General features: G+C 71.6%; 22 protein-coding genes. 10 read left to right on the forward strand and 12 right to left on the reverse strand.

Features of this window, described 5'->3' with window-relative positions:
* Positions 1–2: 2 nt before the first annotated feature.
* Positions 3–902: a DMT family transporter gene (locus U5C87_RS16520; RefSeq protein ID WP_330473597.1), complete on the forward strand. Its 900-nt coding sequence runs from the start codon at positions 3–5 to the stop codon at positions 900–902.
* An 81-nt stretch (positions 903–983) separates the two neighbouring features.
* On the opposite strand, the gene U5C87_RS16525 is transcribed toward U5C87_RS16520, so the two are convergent.
* From U5C87_RS16525 to U5C87_RS16540, 4 genes are all read right to left on the reverse strand, one after another.
* On the reverse strand, positions 984–2,420 hold the full coding sequence (locus U5C87_RS16525; protein WP_330473598.1) for a class II 3-deoxy-7-phosphoheptulonate synthase: 1,437 nt from the start codon (positions 2,418–2,420) through the stop codon (positions 984–986).
* 108 nt (positions 2,421–2,528) lie between these two features.
* The gene (locus U5C87_RS16530) at positions 2,529–3,242 is read right to left on the reverse strand and encodes a response regulator (protein WP_443082070.1); all 714 of its coding nucleotides are present in this window, start codon (positions 3,240–3,242) and stop codon (positions 2,529–2,531) included.
* Positions 3,239–4,645: a MacS family sensor histidine kinase gene (gene macS / locus U5C87_RS16535; RefSeq protein WP_330473599.1), complete on the reverse strand. Its 1,407-nt coding sequence runs from the start codon at positions 4,643–4,645 to the stop codon at positions 3,239–3,241. Before macS ends, U5C87_RS16530 begins: the two co-directional genes overlap by 4 nt.
* Positions 4,602–5,468, reverse strand: a complete 867-nt coding sequence (locus U5C87_RS16540) for a lysophospholipid acyltransferase family protein (RefSeq protein ID WP_330473600.1) — start codon at positions 5,466–5,468, stop codon at positions 4,602–4,604. Before U5C87_RS16540 ends, macS begins: the two co-directional genes overlap by 44 nt.
* 177 nt (positions 5,469–5,645) lie before the next feature.
* Between U5C87_RS16540 and U5C87_RS16545 the strand changes: the two genes are divergently transcribed.
* Positions 5,646–6,284, forward strand: coding sequence for a hypothetical protein (locus tag U5C87_RS16545; protein WP_330473601.1), 639 nt, complete (start codon positions 5,646–5,648; stop codon positions 6,282–6,284).
* A 10-nt stretch (positions 6,285–6,294) separates the two neighbouring features.
* On the opposite strand, the gene U5C87_RS16550 is transcribed toward U5C87_RS16545, so the two are convergent.
* The 4 genes from U5C87_RS16550 to U5C87_RS16565 are packed head-to-tail and all read right to left on the reverse strand — an operon-like array spanning position 6,295 to position 8,966.
* A complete protein-coding gene (locus U5C87_RS16550; protein ID WP_330473602.1) occupies positions 6,295–6,978 on the reverse strand; it encodes an endonuclease/exonuclease/phosphatase family protein in 684 nt (227 codons plus the stop codon).
* A gap of 39 nt (positions 6,979–7,017) precedes the next feature.
* Positions 7,018–7,986, reverse strand: a complete 969-nt coding sequence (locus U5C87_RS16555) for an ROK family glucokinase (protein ID WP_030146293.1) — start codon at positions 7,984–7,986, stop codon at positions 7,018–7,020.
* Positions 7,983–8,516: a hypothetical protein gene (locus tag U5C87_RS16560; RefSeq protein ID WP_330473603.1), complete on the reverse strand. Its 534-nt coding sequence runs from the start codon at positions 8,514–8,516 to the stop codon at positions 7,983–7,985. Before U5C87_RS16560 ends, U5C87_RS16555 begins: the two co-directional genes overlap by 4 nt.
* Positions 8,517–8,522: 6 nt before the next feature.
* The gene (locus U5C87_RS16565) at positions 8,523–8,966 is read right to left on the reverse strand and encodes an SRPBCC family protein (protein WP_330473604.1); all 444 of its coding nucleotides are present in this window, start codon (positions 8,964–8,966) and stop codon (positions 8,523–8,525) included.
* 228 nt (positions 8,967–9,194) lie between these two features.
* Between U5C87_RS16565 and U5C87_RS16570 the strand changes: the two genes are divergently transcribed.
* Positions 9,195–10,985 carry an AMP-dependent synthetase/ligase gene (locus U5C87_RS16570; RefSeq protein ID WP_330473605.1) on the forward strand — a complete coding sequence of 597 codons (1,791 nt, stop codon included), beginning with the start codon at positions 9,195–9,197 and terminating at the stop codon, positions 10,983–10,985.
* A gap of 3 nt (positions 10,986–10,988) precedes the next feature.
* Here U5C87_RS16570 and U5C87_RS16575 read toward each other — a convergent pair whose 3' ends face one another.
* The gene (locus U5C87_RS16575) at positions 10,989–12,398 is read right to left on the reverse strand and encodes a hypothetical protein (RefSeq protein ID WP_330473606.1); all 1,410 of its coding nucleotides are present in this window, start codon (positions 12,396–12,398) and stop codon (positions 10,989–10,991) included.
* A gap of 89 nt (positions 12,399–12,487) precedes the next feature.
* Positions 12,488–12,826, reverse strand: coding sequence for a hypothetical protein (locus U5C87_RS16580; protein ID WP_330473607.1), 339 nt, complete (start codon positions 12,824–12,826; stop codon positions 12,488–12,490).
* Between the two features lie 400 nt (positions 12,827–13,226).
* On the opposite strand from U5C87_RS16580, the gene U5C87_RS16585 reads away from it, so the two are divergent.
* Both U5C87_RS16585 and U5C87_RS16590 read left to right on the forward strand, forming a co-directional pair.
* Positions 13,227–15,020: a DEDD exonuclease domain-containing protein gene (locus tag U5C87_RS16585; RefSeq protein ID WP_330473608.1), complete on the forward strand. Its 1,794-nt coding sequence runs from the start codon at positions 13,227–13,229 to the stop codon at positions 15,018–15,020.
* Positions 15,021–15,039: 19 nt separating this feature from the next.
* Entirely contained in the window at positions 15,040–15,324 is a 285-nt protein-coding gene (locus U5C87_RS16590) for an Lrp/AsnC family transcriptional regulator (protein ID WP_030146300.1), read from the forward strand.
* A 72-nt stretch (positions 15,325–15,396) separates the two neighbouring features.
* Here the strand turns inward: U5C87_RS16590 and trpD are convergent, their stop codons facing one another.
* Entirely contained in the window at positions 15,397–16,446 is a 1,050-nt protein-coding gene (trpD, locus tag U5C87_RS16595) for an anthranilate phosphoribosyltransferase (RefSeq protein ID WP_330473609.1), read from the reverse strand.
* A 3-nt stretch (positions 16,447–16,449) separates the two neighbouring features.
* On the reverse strand, positions 16,450–16,920 hold the full coding sequence (locus tag U5C87_RS16600) for a response regulator (RefSeq protein ID WP_330473610.1): 471 nt from the start codon (positions 16,918–16,920) through the stop codon (positions 16,450–16,452).
* A gap of 274 nt (positions 16,921–17,194) precedes the next feature.
* On the opposite strand from U5C87_RS16600, the gene ctaE reads away from it, so the two are divergent.
* The 5 genes from ctaE (at position 17,195) to U5C87_RS16625 (ending at position 22,470) form a co-directional block, all read left to right on the forward strand.
* Positions 17,195–17,857 carry an aa3-type cytochrome oxidase subunit III gene (gene ctaE, locus U5C87_RS16605; RefSeq protein WP_443082071.1) on the forward strand — a complete coding sequence of 221 codons (663 nt, stop codon included), beginning with the start codon at positions 17,195–17,197 and terminating at the stop codon, positions 17,855–17,857.
* Positions 17,858–17,918: 61 nt separating this feature from the next.
* The gene (gene qcrC / locus U5C87_RS16610) at positions 17,919–18,728 is read left to right on the forward strand and encodes a cytochrome bc1 complex diheme cytochrome c subunit (RefSeq protein WP_330473611.1); all 810 of its coding nucleotides are present in this window, start codon (positions 17,919–17,921) and stop codon (positions 18,726–18,728) included.
* Between the two features lie 49 nt (positions 18,729–18,777).
* Positions 18,778–19,887 carry a cytochrome bc1 complex Rieske iron-sulfur subunit gene (gene qcrA, locus U5C87_RS16615; protein ID WP_330473612.1) on the forward strand — a complete coding sequence of 370 codons (1,110 nt, stop codon included), beginning with the start codon at positions 18,778–18,780 and terminating at the stop codon, positions 19,885–19,887.
* Positions 19,884–21,650: a cytochrome bc1 complex cytochrome b subunit gene (gene qcrB, locus U5C87_RS16620; RefSeq protein WP_330473613.1), complete on the forward strand. Its 1,767-nt coding sequence runs from the start codon at positions 19,884–19,886 to the stop codon at positions 21,648–21,650. The genes qcrA and qcrB overlap by 4 nt, the downstream gene beginning before the upstream one ends.
* Before the next feature lie 256 nt (positions 21,651–21,906).
* Positions 21,907–22,470, forward strand: a complete 564-nt coding sequence (locus U5C87_RS16625) for a DUF2231 domain-containing protein (RefSeq protein WP_330473614.1) — start codon at positions 21,907–21,909, stop codon at positions 22,468–22,470.
* Positions 22,471–22,518: the final 48 nt, after the last annotated feature.

The following is a 22,518-nucleotide window of genomic DNA, read 5'->3' on the forward strand; positions in this document are numbered from 1 at the left end:
CCGTGCAGCATGCGGCGCAGACGCGCCTCGCCACGATCCTGCTCGTCGCCCTGACGGCGGTGTGGGGCTCCACCTTCTACCTCATCCGCGACCTCGTCCGGGCCCTGCCTCCCATCGACTTCCTCGCGGTCCGCTTCACCATCTCGGCCGTCATCATGCTCGTCCTCTTCTGGCGACCCGTCCGTGCGCTCAGCCGTCGCCAGGTCCTCGTCGGCACGGGTCTCGGAGCCCTCTACGGGCTGGCCCAGATCTTCCAGACGCAGGGACTCGCGACGACCCCGGCCTCCGTCTCGGCCTTCATCACCGGCACCTACGTCGTGCTGACGCCGGTCTTCACCGCGGTGCTGCTGCGTGAGCGTGTGCCCGGATCCACCTGGGCCGCAGTGGGACTCGCGACGGGCGGTCTCGCCCTGCTGTCGCTCAACGGCCTGTCGGTGGGCGTCGGCGAGGCGATCACCCTGATGGCGGCGGCCTGCTACGCGCTGCACATCGTCGGGCTGGGGCGGCACAGCGCCTCGGAGATCGCGACCGGCCTGTCCGTCGTCCAGATGGTCGTCATCGCCGTGATCTGCGTCGTCGGCGCGCTCCCCGGCGGCATCGTGCTGCCGAGCACTCCCGGACAGTGGGGCACGGTGCTGTACATGGTGGTGTTCGCGAGCATCCTCGCGCTGTGGGCCCAGACGTGGGCCCAGGCGCACATGTCGGGGACCCGGGCGGCCATCGTCATGACGCTCGAGCCGGTCTTCGCCGCGTTCTTCGCCGTGACGCTCGGCGACGAGGCGGCGACCCTGCGGATGGTCGTGGGCGGGGCGCTCGTGCTCACGGCCATGTATGCCGTCGAGCTCCTCGCGCGTCGGCGCCCGGGCGAGCTGCCGGCCGAGGCCCTCCACCACGAGGTCTGACGGGAGCCGAACCCCGACCGCCCGAGACGACTCGACGACCTCGCCGGGGGCGAGGTCGTCGAGTCGGGACTGGCAGGACGCTCAGGCCTGGCCGAGCATCTCCGCGACGAGGAACGCGAGCTCGAGCGACTGCTGGTGGTTCAGGCGAGGGTCGCACACCGACTCGTAGCGCTTCTCGAGGTCGGAGTCGATGATCTTCTCCGCACCGCCGAGGCACTCGGTGACGTCGTTGCCGGTGAGCTCCACGTGGATGCCGCCGGGGATCGTGCCGAGCGACTGGTGCACCTCGAAGAAGCCGCGGACCTCCTCGACGATGTCCTCGAAGTCGCGCGTCTTGTAGCCGGACGGGCTCTCGAACGTGTTGCCGTGCATGGGGTCGCAGATCCACGTAACGGTGGCACCGGACGCCGTCACCTTGTCGACGAGCGCCGGCAGGGCGTCGCGGATCGTGCCGGCACCCATGCGCGTGATGAAGGTCAGGCGACCCGGGGTGCGGTTGGGGTCGACCTTGTCGATGAGGCGCAGGACCTCGTCGATGTCGGCCTTCGGGCCCAGCTTGACCCCGATGGGGTTGCTGATGCGCGAGACGAAGTCGACGTGCGCGCCGTCGAGCTGGCGGGTGCGCTCGCCGACCCACACGAAGTGGCCCGACGTGTCGTAGAGGCGACCGGACCGCGAGTCGATGCGCGTCAGCGGACGCTCGTAGTCGAGCAGCAGCGCCTCGTGCGCGGCGTAGAACTCGACGGTGCGCATGGCGTCGAAGTCGGCGCCGCACGCGGCCATGAACTTCATGGCCTTGTCGATGTCCTTGGCGATCTTCTCGTAGCGCTGGTTGGCGGAGTTGGCGACGAAGCCGCGGTTCCAGTCGTGCACGTGCCGCAGGTCGGCGAATCCGCCTGTGGTGAAAGCGCGCACGAGGTTCAGCGTGGCCGAGCTCGCGTGGTAGGCGCGGACCAGACGCTGCGGGTCGGGGATGCGCGCGGTCTCGTGGAAGGCGAAGTCGTTGACCATGTCGCCTCGGAAGGCGGGCAGCGTGACGCCCTCGCGGGTCTCGACGGTGGAGCTGCGCGGCTTGGCGTACTGCCCCGCCATGCGCCCGATCTTGATGATGGGCACGGAGGCGCCGTAGGTCAGCACCGCCGCCATCTGCAGGATCGTCTTGATGCGGTCGCGGATGTTGTCGGCGGTCGCGGACGCGAACGTCTCGGCGCAGTCGCCGCCCTGCAGGACGAAGGCCTCGCCGACGGCGGCCTTCGCCATGCGCTCGGTGAGGATGTCGCACTCGCCCGCGAAGACGAGCGGAGGATACGAGGCAAGGGTCTCGATCACCTCGGCCAGCGCGGCCGTGTCGGGCCAGGCAGGCTGCTGCTGGGCTTCGAGCTCGGCGGCGGCAGCCGTGAGGGCGGCCAGAGCCTCGGACCCGGGATCGGGTTCGAGGCCGGCATCGGCGGTGACGGTCCTCGTGTTCACCCCGTCAGCGTAGACGCCGCCGGGTACCGCTCCCGCCCGGGTCCGCATCCCGAAACCTCCCGGGGGCGTGCGCCCACCGATGGCGTATGCCGTGTCGCGCCGGACGCTGCCCCAGCCCGGTCGTCAGTCGGTCGGGTCAGCACGCGTCCGGTCCGGTCAGGTCGGGTCCGCGAGGTCGAGGCCCCGCTCCATGGCGAAGCGGACGAGCTCGACGCGGTTGTGCATCTGGAGCTTGCCGAAGATGTTCTGCACGTGGTTCTGGACGGTGCGGTGCGACAGGAAGAGCGTCGCCGCGATCTCCTTGTAGCCCATGCCCGTCGCGACGTACTTGAGGATCTCGGTCTCGCGGTCGGTGAGCTCCGGGATGGGTCGCTCGGGGCTGCCTCCGCCCGCCGCCTTGACGCGACGGAACTCCCCGAGCACGAGCCCCGCGAGGCCGGCGGTGAAGACCGGCTCGCCTGCGGCCGTGGCTCGCACGGCGGCGAGGAACTCCTCTCGGCCCGCCGACTTCACGAGGTAGCCGAGGGCGCCTGCCTTGACGGCGTCGAGGACGTCCTGGTGGTCGCCGCTCGCGGAGAGAATGAGGATCCGGGTGGGCACCTGCGCGGCGGCGAGGGCCGCGCAGACCTGTGCGCCGGTGAGGCCCGGGAGGTTCAGGTCGAGCACGAGGACGTCCGGCACCGTGGCGCGCGTGCGGGCGACGGCTGAGCGGCCGTCGTCGGCCGTGGCGAGGACCTCGAAACCGGCGTCGGCGAGGTCGCGGGCCACGGCGTCGCGCCACATCGGGTGGTCGTCGGCGACGACGACCCTGATGTGCTCGGGCGGCGTGCTGCTCCCCTGCTGCGGCATGGCGTCCTCCTGCTCCGTCACGATGCTCCTCGTCCGTGGGTACCGTCGTCCGCCCGACGCTCGGCGCGGCGGTCCGGTTGGCGACCATGGTGGCGGCTGGCCGACCCTGCCGTCCGGCGATTGGGGATCCGCATCTCCACGGTCGTCCCGCCGGCGGGGCCCGAGGTGACGGTGGCCGTGCCGCCGAGGTCCGCCAGCCGGCCCAGGATGCTCGAGGAGACACCGAGGCGGCCCTGCGCGACGGCCTCCGCCAGGCGGCCGGTCGGCACGCCGCGCCCGGAGTCGCGGATGGTGACCGCCACCTCGTCGCCGGCGTCGTCGAGCAGCACCCAGGCCCTGGCGTCGTCGCCGGCGTGCTGTCGGACGTTGTCGAGAGCCGCCTCGACCGCGGCGACGACCTCGTCGGCCACGCGTCGCGGCAGCAGCACGGCATCGGCCGGGGAGACGAGCTGCACGTCGTCGTCCTCGACGTGGCGCAGCAGCCCGCGCAGGTCCGCGTCGCCGCTCACCGCGCGACCCACCTCGGCGAGGTCGGTCTGGCTGACGAGCGTGCGCAGGATGCGCTCCTGCTCCCCCGCCATCGCCCCGAGCCGGGCCGCCTCGCCCCCGAGGTCGCTCGCCCGACGGTTGATGAAGGCGAGGGTCTGCAGCACTCCGTCGTGGACGGTGCGCGCCAGCCGGTCGCGCTCGGCGCGCGCGGCGTCGAGCCGCATCGCCTCGGCGAGCGCCGCGTGGCTCGAGCGGGCGAGGTCGACGCAGTAGCCGATGCACCCGCCGAGCAGCAGCCCGAAGATCGAGTTGGTGATCGTGTTGGGCGTCGGCTCGACGACCTCGACGAACGAGCAGGCCGCCACGACCGACGCGGCGGCGAGCCCGCCGCGCCAGCCGCGCAGCACCGCGAACCCGACGACGGCGGCCGTGGGCCAGATGGACGGGATCGTCTTGGCGCCCGCTGTGATGACCTCCGGGTCGTCGACGAGGCGCGTCGCGAGGATGGCCGAGCAGCCGATGGCGAGCTCGATCGCGTAGGCACGCACCATGCGCACCGGGCGCAGGGTCACCGCCAGGGTCCAGCCGGCGAGGACGCCGAGGACGGCGACGCCCAGGGCGAGGTGCGCGATCTGCTCGTGGCGCTCCCAGGCCGCCCACACGGCATACGCGAGGGCGAGCCAGCGGAAGACGTCGACGGCCCGCCACAGCCCTCGGACGACGACGTGCTCGTCGTCCAGCACCGCCTGCGTCGACGCGGCCACGGCGGTCGCGTCGGCGTACGGCGAGGACTGGAGGGAGGGCACGGACGCCGGCGTCACGGCCGAGCCAAGGCCTCCCGGCTCGCCCGTGTGGTCCTGACCGGCGCCGGAGCGCATGGCGGCCATCGCGTCAGGACGCCGCCACGACAGGAGCGTCGCCGTCGTCGGAGTCATCGGGACCGGCCGCCTCCGCGGTGGCCGGGTCACCTGTCGACGGACGGTCCCTGCCCTCGGCGGCATCGAGCGCCTCCTCGAGCTCGGGAGCGGCGCTGCCGGGCTTCGCGGCCTCCTGCAGCTCGCGCGCCTTGGCGCGGGCGGCGGAGACGAGCCGGTCCTTCATCGAGGTGGCGTACATGTCGACGTACTCCTGGCCCGAGAGCAGCATCAGCTCGTACATGATCTCGTCGGTGATCGAGCGCAGGACGAAGCGGTCGTCCTCCATGCCCTCGTAGCGGGAGAAGTCGAGTGGCTTGCCGACCCGGACGCCGACGCGCATGATCCGCGGGATGACCTTGCCGGTGGGCTGCGCCTTGTCGGTGCCGATCATGGCGACGGGGATGACGGTGACCTTGCCCTCGAGCGCCATCCGCGCCACACCGGTGCGGCCGCGGTAGAGGCGGCCGTCGGGCGAGCGCGTGCCCTCGGGGTAGATGCCGAGCAGGTCGCCACGTCGCAGCACCTTGAGGCCGGAGTTGAGCGCGGCGTTGCTGGCCTTGCCGCCGGAACGGTCGACGGGCACCTGGCCGATGGCCTTGAAGAACGCAGCGGTGAGCCGGCCCTTGATGCCGCGGCCGGTGAAGTAGTCGCTCTTGGCCAGGAACGTCATCCGGCGCGGCACGACGAGCGGCAGGAAGATCGAGTCGGAGAAGGACAGGTGGTTGCTCGCGAAGATCGCGGCACCCTCCTCGGGAATGTGCTCCTCGCCCTCCACCCAGGGGCGGAAGACGAGCCTGACGATCGGCCCGATGACGATCGTCTTGAGGAACCAGTAGAACAACCGTGTCCGCCTTCCGTCCGTGACGGCTCGAACTCTACGACACTCGCGCCCGCACAGCGGGGCATGCGAGGATCAGTGGGTTCAGTCGCCTCCCCCGAGGAGTCCCACCGTGACGGTCCCTGCCGACGCTGCAGCCGCCTCAGGCCTGCCCGCGCGACGGACCCGGAGTCCCCGACCGTGAGCGACCCGGACCTCGACGCGGAGTTCGCGCGCATCATCGCCGGGTGGGACGCCGAGGCACCTGACCCGCTGCCCCGCGCCGCTGCCTCCGACCCGACCGACACCGTCGAGGACACCGGCCAGGCGGACGCGTCCGAGGCAGCCTCGACCGTGGCCGCGACGGACCGCCCCGGGGCGGAGCCGTCCTCGTCCGAGCAGGCCCAGTCCGACCGTGCTCAGCCCGAGCGGCCCCAGGCACCCCATGGCACCGACCCGGCGGCGCCCCCGCAGCGGCCGGCCGGCCCGTCCGGTCCCTCCGGCCTGCTGGAGCTGCCGATCGCACCCACCACCGCGCACGTGTGGCGCGGTGGCGCGCCTTCGCGGGACGACGCCGACGGCGTGGTGGACGACGAGGACCACTTCGTGCCGCCGTCCGAGATCGCCCTCCCGTCGGCCGAGACGGACCCGATGTTCTGGGCCATCGTCGGTGGCCTCGTCGGTGGACCCCTCCTGCTGCTCTACGTGCTCTTCTTCGACCGCGACGGCAGCGGCTGGTGGGTCGTGACGGCCCTGACCATGGTCGTCGTCGGTTTCGTGCTGCTCGTCCTGCGCGGCGGCAACGAGCGCGACCCGTTCGACGACGGCACCCGCGTCTAGGACCGCCACGTCACCTCGGCGTCAGGTCGAGATCGACCCAGACGGGACGGTGGTCCGATCCCGCCGCGAGGTCGAGCTCGTCGACCCCGTCACCACGACCGTCACGGACGTCGGACGACGGGACGACGCGGAGGGCGCGTCCGGCGAAGATGGCGTCGAGGGCGACGGTCGGGCGTCGGGCCGGGAACGTCGACGCGCCCGCGGACGCCAGCGGGAGACGCGCCGCGATGAGGTCGTATGCCGTGCCGCCGGGTCCCTCGTTGAGGTCGCCTGCCACGACGGCGCGGTCGCCGAGTCCCTCGAGGACGAGTGCGGCGTGGCGCAGCCGCTCGGGAGCCTTGAGCCCGAGGTGCACGCTGACGACGGTCACCTCGGGAGCGCCGGAAGCGTCACCTCCGAGCGAGACGGAGGCCGCGGCATACCCCCGCGTCCGGTCGGGGAAGCGGACGGGCAGGCGGCCTCGCCACACGTGGTGGACGACCACGCGTGGCGCTGTGAGGACCGCCGTCCCGCCGGTGCCGAGCCGGCCGCGCCTCCAGAGGAGACGACACTCGCGGGCGAACTGCGGCAGACGGAGCTCGGTCGTGAGCCGGCGCGGCACCTCCTGCAGGCACAGCACGTCGGGGTCGACGCCGCGGACGACCCGAGCGGCAGCGGCGCGGTCGTCGAGCAGGTCGTGGACGTTGTAGCTCATGACCCGCAGCAGGTGCTGCGGCCGCGCCGCGCGCACCGCTCAGCGGCCGGCGCGGGCCAGCTCGGCGGCTCCGATGAGCCCGGCGTCGCTGCCGAGGACCGCGCGCACGATGCGGGCCTCGGGACGGTAGCCGCGCCCGGGCAGCTGGCGGCGGAAGGCCTCGCGCGCCGGGCCGATGAGCATCTCGTCCGCGGCGCTGACTCCCCCGCCGATGACGAAGAGCCCCGGGTCGAACGCCGAGGCGAGGTTGGCCAGCCCGATGCCCAGCCACTCGCCGATGTCGGCGAGCAGCTCGCGAGCCGTCGGGTCACCCTCACGGGCGGCCTCGGTGATGAACGGCCCCGTCAGGGCGGCAGCGTCGCCACCGAGGCGGGCCAGCAGGTCGGCCACGACGGGCGACCCGGCCTCGATCATGGCGCGGGCCTCGCGCACCAGGGCGTTGCCGCTGGCGTACTGCTCCCAGCAGCCGCGGTTGCCGCACTCGCAGCGGATGCCGCCGGGCATGATCTGCATGTGGCCGAACTCGCCGGCGATGCCGTGCCGTCCGCGTTCGACGTGCCCGTCGATGATGAGCGCGCCGCCGATGCCGGTGCCCAGCGTGATGACGACGACGTGCGACTCGCCGCGAGCCGCGCCGAAGCACGCCTCGGCCCAAGCAGCGGCGTTGGCGTCGTTGTCGACCGTGATCGGCAGGTGGATGCGCTGCGACAGGGCCGCGCGCAGCGGCTCGTTGCGCCACGACAGGTGCGGCGCGAAGACGACCGTGGCACGGTCCTCGGCGACGAAGCCGGCCGCCCCGATGCCCACGGCGACGACGTCGTCGGGGTCGACCTGGCGCAGCAGCTCCTCGACCGACTCGACGATGGTGTTCTCGACGACGCTGGGTGAGGTGGAGCGGTGCGGGGTGTCACGACGCGTGCGGTGGGTGATGGCCCCCGTCTCGTCGACGACGCCGCCGGCCACCTTCGTGCCTCCGATGTCGATGCCGATGGCGAGTCGCCTGCTCATGCGCTGTCTCCCGGTCGGGTCCTGTCGCTCTCGGTGCTGGCTTCAGGGCGGCTGTCGGTGCGGGTGTCGGCGTCCGCGGCGCCGGGCTCCGGGCGCCGCTCGCGCTGCGCGGTCGCGAGGTCACGCAGCGCCGTGGCGGCGAAGCCGACGAAGTCGGCGACCCGGTCGATGGTGTCGGGGTTGACCTGCTGCACGAAGGCGATGAGCTGGCAGACCGGGCAGACCCGGCAGGCGGCGGGCGTCGTGCCGCCGCAGGTGCACTCGGACCTCGCCCCGGTCGAGCCGGTCGAGCCGGTCGGGTCGTGTGGGGCGTCCGGGTCGGCCGAACCGTTCGGGCTGGTCGGGCCGTCGGTCGACCGGGCGTCCTCGTCGGCTTCCCCACCCGAGGAGGCCGCGTGCCCGTGGTGCGCGGCCGACGGCATACGCGATGAGCCGCCTCCCCAGCCGCGCTGGGAGAGCAGGTCGACGAGCAGCGCCGCCTCCTCGGCGACGGTGCCCGGCCGAGGGTCGGGTGCGTCGTACGGCGTCACGGTCGGTCAGGCCTCGACGCGCTTCTTCAGCTCCTTGAGCGCGGTGTCGACGATGACCTTCTCCGCCTTGCGCTTGAGCAGTCCGATCATGGGGATCTTGACGTCGACCGCGAGGCGGTAGGTCACCTTCGTGCCGGTGCCCTCGGACGTGAGGGTGTAGGAGCCGTTCATCGCCTTGAGGACCTGCGCCGAGACGAGGGACCACGAGACGACCCCCGTGCCGTCCTCGACGACGTCCCACTCGTAGTCGAGCACGTAGGTGTCCTTGATGGCACCGGCGTCGAGCGTGAACTGCACCTGGTCGGCCCAGCCGTCACCCTCCTCGGCGAGCACGGAGACGTCCTTCACCTCGCCGGCCCACTCGGGGTAGGCCTCGAAGTCCGCGATGACGTCGAGCACCTCACCGGGAGGAGCGTCGATGACGATGGAGGACTCGGTGCGATCGGCCATGCGCCGAAGGCTATCGCGACCACCGGCCGGCGCCGCTCGACCCGGCCGCCAACGCGACCTCGACCGTCGGGCTTCCGCCCCGTGCCAAGATGGGGACGGCGGCAGCCCTGCCCCGAGGGGCGACGCGCCCGGGACCGCAGGACGCCCTGTGATCATGGCGACGTGGTCGTGGCAGTTACCGCTCGGTAAGGTGCAGCAGAGTTCGGACCCCCGCGATCAGGAGTGACAGTGAAGGACAACGTCGTCGCACCCCTTGCCCCCGTCACGACGGAGGGCAGCCTCGCGGACCTCCCCGTGCGCAACGCCCGGGAGAACCCGACCGAGACCGCGTTCTCGCGCAAGACACCCTCGGGCGGCTGGACCCACGTGACGTGGGCCCAGTTCGCCGACGACGTCACGGCCGTGGCCCGAGGACTCGTCGCCGCGGGCATCGGGCCCGGGGACCGGGTGGCCCTCATGTCGCGCACGCGCTACGAGTGGACGCTCGTCGACTTCGCCGCATGGAGCGCGGGCGCCGTCGTCGTGCCGATCTACGAGACCTCGTCCGCCGAGCAGGTGCAGTGGATCCTCTCCGACTCCGACACCCACCTCGCCATCGTCGAGACCGACGCCCACCGAGCCACGGTCGAGCAGGTCCGGGGCGACCTGCCCTCGCTCCGTGACGTCGTCACCATCGAGGGCGGCGGGCTCGACGCGCTGCGCGAGCAGGGGCGCGAGGTCGCGGACGCCGACCTCGCCGCACGCCGCGCCGGTCTCGACCGCAGCTCCGTCGCGACGATCATCTACACCTCTGGCACGACGGGACGGCCCAAGGGCTGCGAGCTGACCCACGGCAACTTCCTCGACCTCGTCGAGAACGCCATCGAGAAGCTCGGCCAGGTCGTGCTGACCGACAACGCCTCGACGCTGCTCTTCCTCCCGCTCGCGCACGTGTTCGCGCGGTTCATCGAGGTGCTCTGCGTCGCGGGCAAGGCCCGCATGGGCCACTCGGCCGACATCAAGACCCTGCTCGACGACTTCGCGGGCTTCCAGCCGACCTTCGTGCTCGCGGTCCCCCGCGTCTTCGAGAAGATCTTCAACTCCGCCGAGGCCAAGGCGTCCGCGGAGGGCAAGGGCAAGATCTTCCTGCGCGCGGCGACCGTGGCGATCGCCTACAGCGAGGCCCTCGACACCGGTGGGCCCGGGCTCGGGCTGCGCGTCCAGCACGCTGTCTTCGACCGGCTCGTCTACGGCAAGCTCCGCGCGGCCATGGGTGGCCACGTGCGCTATGCCGTGTCGGGCGGCGCCCCCCTCGGCACCCGTCTCGGCCACTTCTACCGCGGCATCGGCGTCGTCATCCTCGAGGGCTACGGCCTCACCGAGACCACCGCGCCCGTCGCGGTCAACACCCCCGACAAGATCAAGATCGGGACCGTCGGTCCGCCGCTGCCGGGCACCGGCATCCGGATCGCCGACGACGGCGAGATCCTGCTCAAGGGCGTCGGCGTCTTCACCCGCTACCACGACAACCCCACGGCGACCGCCGACGCGATCGTCGACGGGTGGTTCCACACCGGCGACATCGGCGAGATGGACGACGACGGCTACCTGCGGATCACCGGTCGCAAGAAGGAGATCCTCGTGACGGCCGGCGGCAAGAACGTCGCGCCCGCCGTGCTCGAGGACCGCCTGCGCTCCCATCCCCTCGTCTCGCAATGCATCGTCGTCGGCGACCAGAAGCCCTTCGTCGGAGTGCTCCTGACGCTCGACGAGGAGATGTGGCCGCTCTGGGCCAAGAGCCACGGCGTCGAGGGCGTCTCGCTCGAGCAGGCCCGCACCCACCCCAAGGTGCTCGAGGCACTCCAGGAGGCCGTGGACCGGGCCAACGACGCCGTCTCCAAGGCCGAGTCGATCCGCAAGTTCTCGGTCCTGCCCGGCGACTTCACCGAGGCCAACGGCTATCTCACGCCGTCGCTCAAGCTCAAGCGCAACGTCGTCATGAAGGACTTCGGCGACGAGGTTGAGAAGCTCTACGCCTGAGGCTCACCGGAGCAGGTCGCGGATGCGCGCCTGCCACTGGCGCACCAGCGCCGACCGGCTCAGGCCCACGGTCGCCTCCAACGCGTCGTCGACGGCTGCCTCACGGTCGTCGAGGCGCTCGGTCGGCTCGGTGATCCCGCCCGCCGCTGCACGGTAGAGGCGGACGACGGCCTGCGTGCCGTAGCGGTCCGCCACGGTGCGCAACGCCAACAGCGAGAGCCCGTAGGCAGCGGCGATCGAGCCCGAGCCCGGTTCGAAGTCGGCGTCCGCAGGAAGGGCTGCCGGCAGGCCCGACGACCGGACCCGGTCGAGCGCCGGCGCGACGGCAGTCGCCTCCGGCAGGTCGATGGGCTGGTATGCGACGAGCTCGGCGAACCCCTCCGACAGCCAGATCGGCACGGCGCGAGTCGTCGACGCCCGGACCGTGACGTGCGTCAGCTCATGGGTCATGACGACGTCGCGCCCGTCGGGTCGCAGCGAGGACCAGGCACCGGGCACGAGGACGATGCGGTCGGCACCCGCCCGCTCGCCCGGGGTCAGCGGACCGTCGGTGGCGGCCGCCACCCCACGCAGCTGGTCGGGCGTGCGGCCGAGCAGCCTGGCGGCGTCGGCGTCACTGGCCGGCGACACCCACACGGCGGGTCGCGAAGTGCCCCATACCGCAGCCACGCGCGAGGCGGCCGTGCGCGCGCGACGCACGACCTCCTGGACCCGGGCCTCGTCGCCGACGGCGAGCACGAGCGAGCCCGCCGACCGACGGACGACGAGCCCGGCGAGGTCCCAGGGCTGGGGCCGGCCCGAGGGGGACGAGGCGGTGATGCTCAGACCCTGCACCCGAGCCGGGTCAGCCTGGAAGGTGAGGTCGAGGTCGAAGCTGCGCGGCGTGGTGTCGAAGCCGCGAAGCCGGTAGGTGAAGCTGGCCCTGACGTCCCACTCGACTCGGGTGCCGCTCGGTGCGGGCACGGGCTCCGTCACCTCGCGCACCGTCACGAGATGCAGGTCTCCCACCTGCATCGCCACCATGCGCGAGAGGACGGCGGACTGGTCGGTGCGCAGCGACGTGGCGCCGTCGCCCAGTGCCGCCAACCATCCGGCCTCGTCGCCCCGGTCGGCGGCCGCGGCGCGGGCCCGGAGCAGCTCCGTCGCGGCGCGACTGCGGGCACCGGCCCAGGCCCGGGGGTCGACGTCGGTCGACGTAGGTCGTGTCGTCGCCGCCTCCACCGTCCCCGGCCGGCTCGTGACGTCGGACGGCGCGGGGGGCGCGGCCGTGCTGCAACCGCTGACGAGGACGGCTGCCGTCGTCGCCAGGACGATCCCGGTCGTCACCCGACGCCGGGCAGCGCCGGCGCCCGGAGCCGGGGCGCGTCCGGTGGCGCGGCCTGCACCGGTAGGACGACCGCTCGGTCTGGACACGGCGTCATCGTGTCACGCAGCGCGGCGGCCGGGGCTCGGGCGCTGGGGACGAGACCGCTGTCCAGCCCCGCGGCCGGACGGCCCCGCGGTCAGACGGCCCTGCGGGTCCGGCGGAGGGAGCCCAGCTCGCCCGGACGCCCGTCCACCGGGACGAGGTCGACCGGACGGAGGTCGACGGGGTCCAGCTCGGCGCGGACGGCGTTGGCCGTCGCCGTCGAGACGAGCCCCGCCGCGAGGAAGGCCGAGACGGCACGTCGCTCGGCTCGGTCGAGGGGCGCCGTGACGACCTCGTAGGCGTCGTGGTGGTCGGGGTGGTCGCCGTGGCCCACGGCCGTGCGACGCCCCCGGTCGTGTGCGGTGCGCCGGCCTTCGGCGGTGGGTCCGTCGGCGTGCGAGCGGATCGGTATCGTCGTCAGGGCGGTCACCATGCAGTCTGCGCAGTGGACGTCCCGCACCGGGCAGGTGTGGCAGTCGACGAGCATCATCTCGGTCCAACCCTTCGTCTCTCGTTGCGATCTGTCGTGACCGACGCTAGGTGCGCCCACCGACACTCCCCGCCGACACGTCGGACCCGGGGCCTGCATTCCCGCCCCTCGCGGCACTCACCGCGGCCCTCGCCGGCGGTCACCTGCGGTGCCGTCGGGAGCGCCGTCCGGAGCTCCGTCCGTGGCACCCGACGACGGCTGCGCTGGCGCGCCGACAGCCCGACCGCGACCCCGACGCCCTTGCGGGACAAGGCGATGCGGTCGCGATGCCGGGGCGTTCGTCTGGGGGTGCGCCCGCCGCGCCTCCGTGGCGATGTCGGCGCCCCGGCATACGGTCAAGGACATGCAGGCCATCCAGTCCACGTTCGACGACCTCGGCACCCCCCTCGCCGGTGTCACGTTCGTCGTCGTGGACCTCGAGACCACCGGCGGCACCCCGGCCCAGTGCGGCATCACCGAGATCGGCGCCGTCAAGGTGCGCGGCGGAGAGGTGCTCGGCGAGTTCCAGACGCTCGTCAACCCTGCCGAGCCCATCCCCGCGTTCATCTCCGTCCTGACCGGCATCACCGACTCGATGGTCCGCGACGCCCCGCGCATCGACAGTGCGCTCCCCGCCTTCCTCGAGTTCGCGGCCGGCAGCGTCCTCGTCGCGCACAACGCCGGCTTCGACATCGGCTTCCTCAAGGCCGCGGCCGCGCGGACGGGAGCCCGCTGGCCCGGCTTCCCGGTGCTCGACACCCTCCAGCTGGCGCGCCAGCTCGTCGTCCGGGACGAGTCGCCCAACCACCGGCTCTCCTCGCTGGCCCAGGTCTTCGGCTCTCCGACGACGCCCGACCACCGCGCCCTCCACGACGCGCGCGCCACGGTCGACGTGCTCCACGGCCTCATCGAGCGCGTCGGCAACCTCGGTGTGCACACCCTCGAGGAGCTCGCCAGCTACAGCTCCCGGGTCACGCCGTCGCAGCGCCGCAAGCGCTTCCTCGCCGACCCGCTCCCGAGCGCCCCGGGGGTCTACCTCTTCAAGGACGGCAGCGACCGCGTCCTCTACGTCGGCACGAGCCGCGACATCCGCACCCGTGTCCGCAGCTACTTCACCGCCTCGGAGCAGCGCAGCCGGATGGCCGAGATGGTCCGTCTGGCCCAGGCGGTCCACCCCGTCGTGTGCCAGACCTCGCTCGAGGCGCAGGTGCGCGAGCTGCGCCTCATCGACGAGCACAAGCCCCGCTTCAACCGCCGATCGAAGAACGGCCGCAAGGTCATGTGGGTCAAGCTGACGCAGGAGCGCTTCCCCCGTCTGTCGATCGTCCGGCAGGTCAAGGACGACGGGGCCCACTACATCGGCCCCTTCCGGTCCCGCATCACGGCGCAGTCGGCCATCGACGCGGTCCACGAGGTCGTGCCGCTGCGCCAGTGCACCGGTCGCCTCAACGGACGCGGCACGGCCTGCGCCCTCGCCGACATGGGCCGCTGCGGCGCGCCGTGCACCGGCGCGCAGTCCGAGGGCGACTACGCCGTGGTCGTCGCGGAGTGCCGTGCCATCTTCACCGGCAACGCCCGTCCCAGCGCCGAGCTCCTCCGGGCCAGGCTCGAGGAGCTGGCCTCGCAGGAGCGCTTCGAGGACGCCGCCCGCGTCCGTGACCGCTTCCTGCAGCTGGTGCGCGGCGCGGCGCGTGCCCAGCGGCTCGCGCCGCTCGTCCGCTCACCCGAGATCGTCGCCGCCCGCCGCAGCGGCCTCGGTGGCTGGGAGCTCGTCTCGATCCGGCACGGCCGCCTGGCCGGCACCGTCGTCAGCCCGCGAGGGGCAGACCCCATGACCTACGTCCGGTCCATGCAGGCCACGGCCGAGGTCGTGCCCGCTCCCACCCCCGAGCGCCCCTCCGCGCTGACCGAGGAGACGGAGATCCTGCTCCGGTGGCTCGAGGCGCCGGGCGTGCGCATCGTCGAGCTCGACGGGTCCTGGACCTGTCCCGTCGGCGGGGCCGGCTCGGTTCGCAGCGAGCTCGAACCAGTCGTCGCGTCCGCCCACGACGCCGTCGGCTTCGACAACGACGTGCCCGGCCCACGGTCAGGTCCCGGCGGTCGATCCGACCACGGCGGCGCAACCGGTCGCGCGGCCGGCCTGCGCCGGGCCGGGTAGGCCCGGCTAGGGTGTCCTCGTGATCACCGCCATCGTCATGATCAGCTGCGAGGTCGACCGGATCCCCGAGGTGGCCGAGGCCATCGCCGACATCCCGGCCGTCTCCGAGGTCTACTCGGTGACGGGCGACACCGACCTCATCGCCATGGTGCGGGTCAAGGCGCACGAGGAGTTCGCCGACGTCATCGCCGACCAGCTCAACAAGGTCGAGGGCATCGTCGGGACCTCGACGCACATCGCCTTCCGCACCTACTCCTCGCACGACCTCGAGGCAGCGTTCAGCCTCGGGCTCGAGGGCGACTGACGCCTCCGTCTGCCGAGCTCCGGCTCGACCTCGCACGGCCGGAGCCGAGAGCCGTCGGGTGGACGTGCCTCGTCAGCTCCGGGTGGCGCTGACCCATCGCTGCACGAGATCCGTGGCGGCGCCGCTGTCGATCGCGTGCGCGGCGCGATCCATCCCGGCCCGCAGGTCGGTGTCGAAGTCCGCGTCCGTCGACCCCGAGTCCGGCCGTGTCAGGGCGAGTGCGATGCCGGCGTTGAGCAGGACCGCGTCGCGCACGGCGCCGGTGGCCCCCGCGAAGGTGTCGACGACCACGCGGGCGTTGTGCGCCGCGTCACCGCCGCGCAGCTCCTCGATGGGGTGCAGCTCGAGCCCCAGACGCGTGGGGTCGAGCGAGCGCTCGGTGACGAGTCCGCCACGGACCCACCAGACGTGGGTCGTCGTCGACACGGTGACCTCGTCGAGGCCGTCGTCGCCGCGGAAGACCGCGGCGTCCTTGCGCCGGTCGGCGAAGACGCCCGCCAGCAGCGGCGCCATGCGCGCGTCGGCACAGCCCACCGCGGCATACGTCGGCTGGGCCGGGTTGGTCAGCGGGCCGAGGAAGTTGAACGCCGTCCCGATGCCGAGGTCACGGCGCGGCACGGCCGTGTGACGGAACGAGGGGTGGAAGGTCTGCGCGAAGCAGAAGGTGATGCCGGCCTCGGACGCCACCTCGACGACGCGCTCGGGCGCCAGCGACAGGTCGACGCCCAGGGCCTCGAGCACGTCCGCCGACCCGGACGAGGACGAGGCCGCTCGGTTGCCGTGCTTGACGAGTCGTACGCCTGCTGCCGCGGCCACCATCGAGGACATGGTCGAGATGTTGACCGTGTGGGCCCGGTCGCCGCCGGTGCCGACGATGTCGAGGCTGGGTCCCGGGACCTCGATGCGGCGGGCGTGGGCGAGCATCTGCTCGGCGAGGCCTCGCATCTCCTCGATGCTCTCGCCCTTCGCGCGCAGCCCGATGAGGAAGCCTGCGACCTGCGAGGGCGTGGCCTCACCGGTCATGATCTGGCCCATGCACCACTCGGCCGTCGCCTGGTCGAGGTCTCGACCGGCGATGAGGTCGCTGAGGACGGAGGGCCAGGTGGTCGTGTCCGGCGCCATGCGTCAGGCCGTGGGCACGCCCGAGCGCGCGAGCGTGGCGATGGCCGACGTCAGCGCGATCGGGTCGAGCGGGTGCGGAACGGCCAGGTCGGCCTGCGACCATGCCGCGAGCCAGCTGTCCTGCGGCCGACCCGTGAGCACGATGATCGGCGGGCACTCGAAGATCTCGTTCTTGAGCTGGCGGGCTAGGCCCAGGCCGCCGACCTTGGCCGCCTCGCCGTCGAGGACGAGGATGTCGAACCGCTCGGACTCCACGGAGGTGATGACGGCGTCGGCGGTGGCGCACTCGTGCCAGCGGACGACCTCGACGTCCTTGGCGGGACGACGGCCGACCGCCGCGCGCACCGCGTCGCGGGTCGTGATGTCGTCGCTGTAGAGCAGCACGCTGACCCGGGCCACCGGTCGCTGCGACGCCGCCGGCGTCGTGATGTCGGTGGACGTGGCCTGCGCTGCGCTGTCGTTCGAGGCGGTCATGCGCCCGATGCTACCGGGGCGGCCGGTGACCCGGAGCACCGACCTCGTGCGGGCGCGACGCCCCGCAGCACGCGCCTCTGGACGACCGGTCGGAGCCCCGGCAGGACGACCCGCGGGACCACGGTCCGGAGGCCCGTGGGAAGGTGGTCCCGAACGGCCTGCGGCACGGCTGTTCAGGGTTCGTGTCGGAATGGTCACGAATCCTCTACACCCGCGCGAGAAAGGGCCCCGAAGCGGGGGGTCACTCGCACAGCCGGACAGGAATGTGGGAATAATGTCCAACGTGGCGACAGCATCGGCAGTTCCTTCAAGCACAGTGGCGACCCCGGCCCATCACGGACCGGCGACGCGCCCCAACATGGTTGCCGTCGGCACCATCGTGTGGCTCTCCAGCGAGCTCATGTTCTTCGCGGGTCTCTTCGCGGTCTACTTCCAGCTGAGGTCCGTTCGCGGAGACCTGTGGCAGGTCCAGACCGAGAAGCTCAACCTCCCGTTCGCGAGCGTCAACTGCCTCGTGCTCGTCATCTCCTCCGTCTGGTGCCAGCTCGGCGTCTGGAAGGCCGAGCGCGGCCAGAAGGCCCGCACCGGCAAGCTGCTCGACCTCAAGGGGTGGGGCATGCGCGAGTGGTACGTCCTGACCTACCTCTTCGGTGCCTTCTTCATCGCCGGCCAGGTCATGGAGTACTCCGAGCTCGTCTCCGAGAACGTCACGCTGAGCTCCGACGCCTACGGCTCGGTCTTCTACATGGCGACCGGCTTCCACGGTCTGCACGTGACCGGTGGCCTGATCGCCTTCCTGCTCATCATCGCCCGCACCTTCACGACGCGCCGCTACACGCACGCGAACGCCACCGGCGCCGTGGTGACGTCGTACTACTGGCACTTCGTCGACGTCGTGTGGATCGCGCTCTTCGCGACCATCTACATCCTGCGCTGACCTCCGGCATGAGCGCGCGCCCGAACCCGAACCCCACCTCCATGGACGACAGGAACCCACAGTGAACGCCTTGGCCGCCCGACGCCGACACCCCGCCGCGATCGCGGTGCTGCTGCTGCTCGGCCTCCTCGTGACCGGTGGCGCGTACTCGTTCCTCGCCCCCAAGGACGCCAACGCCGCCGCGACGACCGCGGCCCCAGACGACGTCGCCAAGGGCAAGGACCTCTTCATCGCCAACTGCGCCACCTGCCACGGTGTCGCCGCGCAGGGCACCAAGTCCGGCCCCTCCCTCGTCGGCGTGGGCGCCGCCTCGGTCGACTTCCAGGTCGGCACCGGTCGCATGCCACTGGCCGGCCCCAACGTGCAGGCGCCCGTCAACAAGGTGAAGTTCGACGACGAGCAGATCTCCGCCCTCGCGGCCTACGTCGCCTCCCTCGGCCCCGGCCCGTCGGTGCCCGACGAGAAGTACACGACGGTCATCCAGCCCGGCACCCCCGAGAACAACAAGGCGATCGCCGAGGGCGGCCAGATCTTCCGCGTCAACTGCGCCATGTGCCACAACTTCGCCGGCGCCGGCGGCGCGCTGACCCGCGGCAAGTACGCCCCGGCCCTCGACAACACCACGCCGAAGCACATCTATGAGGCCATGGTCACCGGCCCGCAGTCGATGCCGGTCTTCAACGACATGAACCTCACTCCCGAGTCGAAGCAGAAGGTCATCTCCTACCTCAAGGCCCAGGAGAGCCAGGCCAACGTCGGCGGCCTGACGCTCGGCAACCTCGGCCCGGTGTCAGAGGGCCTCTTCGCCTGGGTGTTCGCGCTCGGCATCCTCATCGGCTGCGCGGTCTGGCTCGGCAAGAAGGCCGCATGAGCCAGCGCTGCATCGCCTCGATCACGAACGACGACAGGACCACGACCCGATGAACGACAACGAGACCACGGACCAGGGCACGGGCACCTCGCTCGTGCGGACGTCCGGCGAGGGACGCGAGGTGCTGCCCGCCTCGCTCATCACCGGTGTCGACCAGTTCGAGAACCCCGGTCTGCCTCCCCACGTGCACCGTGCGGCCGACGACGACCCGGCGGCCGCCAAGCGCGCCGAGCGCCAGGTCGCCACGATGTTCGCCCTGTCGATGCTCGGCACGCTGGTGTTCATCGTCAGCTACTTCGCCGTCCCGGACGAGGCGACCTTCTTCTTCCCCGGCATCGGCCTGGCCAAGACGCAGAACGTCGTCCTCGGTCTGTCGCTCGGCTTCTCGATCTTCTTCATCGGCATCGGTGCGGTCCACTGGGCCAAGACGCTCATGTCCGACGAGGAGATCGTCGAGGAGCGGCACGAGCAGGCCTCGAGCCCCGAGGACCGCGCCAAGGCCGTCGCCGTCGTGAACGCCGGCGTCGAGTCCACGCAGCTCCCCCGTCGCCCGCTCATCAAGTACTCCCTCGGCGGCGCCCTGGGCCTCTTCGCGCTCCCCCTCGGCCTGCAGGTCGCCGGGTCGCTCGGCCCGACGGACATCGAGGAGCTCAAGCACACCATCTGGGACGTCAAGGACAACGGCGGCAAGCCGATCCGGCTCATGCGCGACCCCGAGATGACGCCCATCCGTTTCGACGAGGTCACGAGCGGCTCGGTCTTCCACGTGATGCCCGAGACCCTGCAGAAGTACCTCGACGAGGGCAAGCACGTCCTCGAGGCCAAGGCCAAGGCGGCGGTCATCCTCATCCGCCTCGACCCCGACCTCATCAAGGTGCAGAAGGCCAAGGACTGGGGTGTCGACGGTGTCGTCGCCTACTCCAAGATCTGCACCCACGTCGGCTGCGCCGTCGGCCTGTACGAGCAGCAGACGCACCACCTGCTCTGCCCGTGCCACCAGTCGACCTTCGACCTCACCGAGGACTGCGCCGTCATCTTCGGTCCGGCCAAGCGGCCGCTGCCGCAACTCAAGATCACCGTCGACGACGCGGGCTACCTCGTCGCCCCCGAGGGCTTCGCCGAGCCCGTGGGACCGAGCTTCTGGGAGCGTGCGCGATGAGCACCATCAACGAGACTCGCCCCGCCGACGCGCTGCGCGCCGGCGACAGTCAGGCCGACGAGCGGGCCGCGGCCGCGAAGCCGCTCGGCGGCATCGCCGGGTGGATGGACGACCGGCTGGGCGGCGCCAAGGGCGTCTCCTTCCTCGCCAAGAAGGTCTTCCCCGACCACTGGTCCTTCATGCTGGGCGAGATCGCGATGTACTCGATGATCGTCTGCCTGCTGACGGGCGCCTTCCTGACGTTCTGGTTCGTCCCGAGCGCCAGCCAGGTCGTCTACGACGGCTCGTACGTCCCGCTCCAGGGCGTGACGATGTCGGACGCCTACCGGTCGACGCTCGCCATCTCGTTCGACATCCGTGGCGGTCTACTCATCCGGCAGATCCACCACTGGGCCGCCCTGATCTTCGTCGTCTCGGTCTTCGTGCACATGGCCCGCGTGTTCTTCACCGGCGCCTTCCGCAAGCCGCGCGAGATCAACTGGGTCTTCGGCACGATCCTGTCGCTGCTGGCCTGCATCGAGGGCTTCGCCGGCTACTCGCTCCCCGACGACCTGCTCTCCGGCACCGGTATCCGCGCCATGAACGGCTTCATGCAGTCGGCGCCGGTCATCGGCTCGTACATGAGCTACTTCATCTTCGGTGGCGCGTTCCCGGGCGAGGCGATCATCCCGCGCCTCTACTCGGCGCACGTGCTGCTCATCCCGGCCATCCTCGTCGGCCTCTTCACGGCCCACATCCTGCTGGTCTTCCTGCACAAGCACACGCAGTTCCCCGGACCGGGCCGCACCAACAAGAACGTCGTGGGCTACCCGCTCCTGCCGGTCTACATCGCCAAGGCCGGTGGCTTCTTCTTCATCGTCTTCGGTGTCATCGCCCTCATCTCGGCGGTCGTGACGATCAACCCGATCTGGGCCTACGGTCCCTACGACCCGTCCCCCATCACCGCGGGCTCGCAGCCTGACTGGTACATGGGCTTCGCCGACGGCGCCCTGCGACTGCTCCCCGGCTTCCTCGAGTTCGTCTCGTGGGGCAACTTCACCTGGAGCATGAACATCTTCCCGGGCTCGCTCGTGCTGCTGCCCCTGATGTGGACGATCATCGGCGTCTACCCGTTCGTCGAGGCCTGGGTGACCGGCGACAAGCGCGAGCACCACCTGCTCGACCGGCCGCGCAACGCGCCCACGCGCACCGCGATCGGCATCGCAGGCATCTCGATGTACGTCGTGCTCTTCCTCGCCGCCGGCAACGACCTCATGGCGATCAAGCTGCACCTGTCGATCAACGACATCACGCAGACCCTGCGCGTGCTGTTCTTCGTGGCCCCGCCGGTGGCGTTCTGGATCACGAAGCGCATCTGCCTCAGCCTGCAGCGTGCCGACCGCCAGAAGGTCCTGCACGGCCGCGAGACGGGCACCATCTGGCGCTACGCCGACGGTCGCTTCGAGGAGGTCCACGCCCCGCTCACGCCCGACGAGCGTTGGGTCCTGGTCCAGCACGAGTCGCAGGAGCCGCTGCAGCTGACGGCCGGCAAGGACGCCAACGGCGTCGACAGCCCGATCGCCCGCAAGGAGCGCCTGCGCGCGAAGTTCTCGAACTTCTACTTCCGCGACCGCGTCGCACCCGCGACGCCCTCGGAGCTCGAGGCAGCTCACCACGAGCACGGCGACCACGGCGACGTGCCCGACGGCGGCCACGAGGCCATCGAGTCCACGGGTGCCGGCCGGGAGCGCGAGACGATCAAGGCCGACAAGCAGCACGACTGACGTCATCGCTCGCCTCACCCGAGGCACACGAAACACACGAGAGGGACCTCCCGCCAGCGGGAGGTCCCTCTCGTCGTGTCCGCACTCGTCTCCGGCCATCCCCTGGGTCCCCGGCCATCCCCTGGCGTCCTCCAGCTCCCCAGGCGTCGACGAACCCGCATGCGCGACCTATGTCCGTTATGAGAAGTCTCTGAGATGTCGACGAGAGCATCTGGGGGCACGACTGTCCCCGCTCCCCTGAACGACAGGCAGGTTCATGCTCGACACCATCTTCGGTCTTCCGGTCCACCCGCTCATCGTCCATGCCACCACCGTGGTGGTGCCGGCGGCCGCCGTGGCCGTGCTCCTCGCCGCCGTCTGGCCCCGCTTCCGTCGGTGGGCCGGCTGGATGCCTCTGGCCCTGTCCGTGGCGGCTGTGGTCCTGACTCCCCTGTCCACCGAGTCAGGTGAGGCGCTCGAGCGTCACGTCGAGCACAGCGACCTCATCGAGACCCACTCCCAGCTGGCGGAGGGCCTGCTCCCGTGGGTCGCCGTCCTGGCCGTCGGAGCCGCTGCCCTCTACGTCGTGGCGCGACGTGAGTGCAAGGCTCGCGAGCTCGACTCCGCGCACTCCGCCGCGGGCGGCAGCGGCGCGGTCCCCACCCGCACCCACGCCGTCCCGCGGTGGCTCCTCATGGGCGGCGCCGTCGTCGGGCTCGTCGCTGCCCTGGGCACCGCGACCCAGGTCGTCCGCATCGGGCACAGCGGCGCTCAGGCCGCCTGGGGCGACGCGGTCTCGCAGACCACTCCCCCGTCCGGTGGCGACGACGACGGCAACTGAGCACCACCAAGGCTCTCCGGTCGATCTCGGCCGTCACGGTTGCCGTTG

The organism is Terrabacter sp. C0L_2 (assembly GCF_036352015.1).
Classification (GTDB): Bacteria; Actinomycetota; Actinomycetes; order Actinomycetales; family Dermatophilaceae; genus Terrabacter; species Terrabacter tumescens.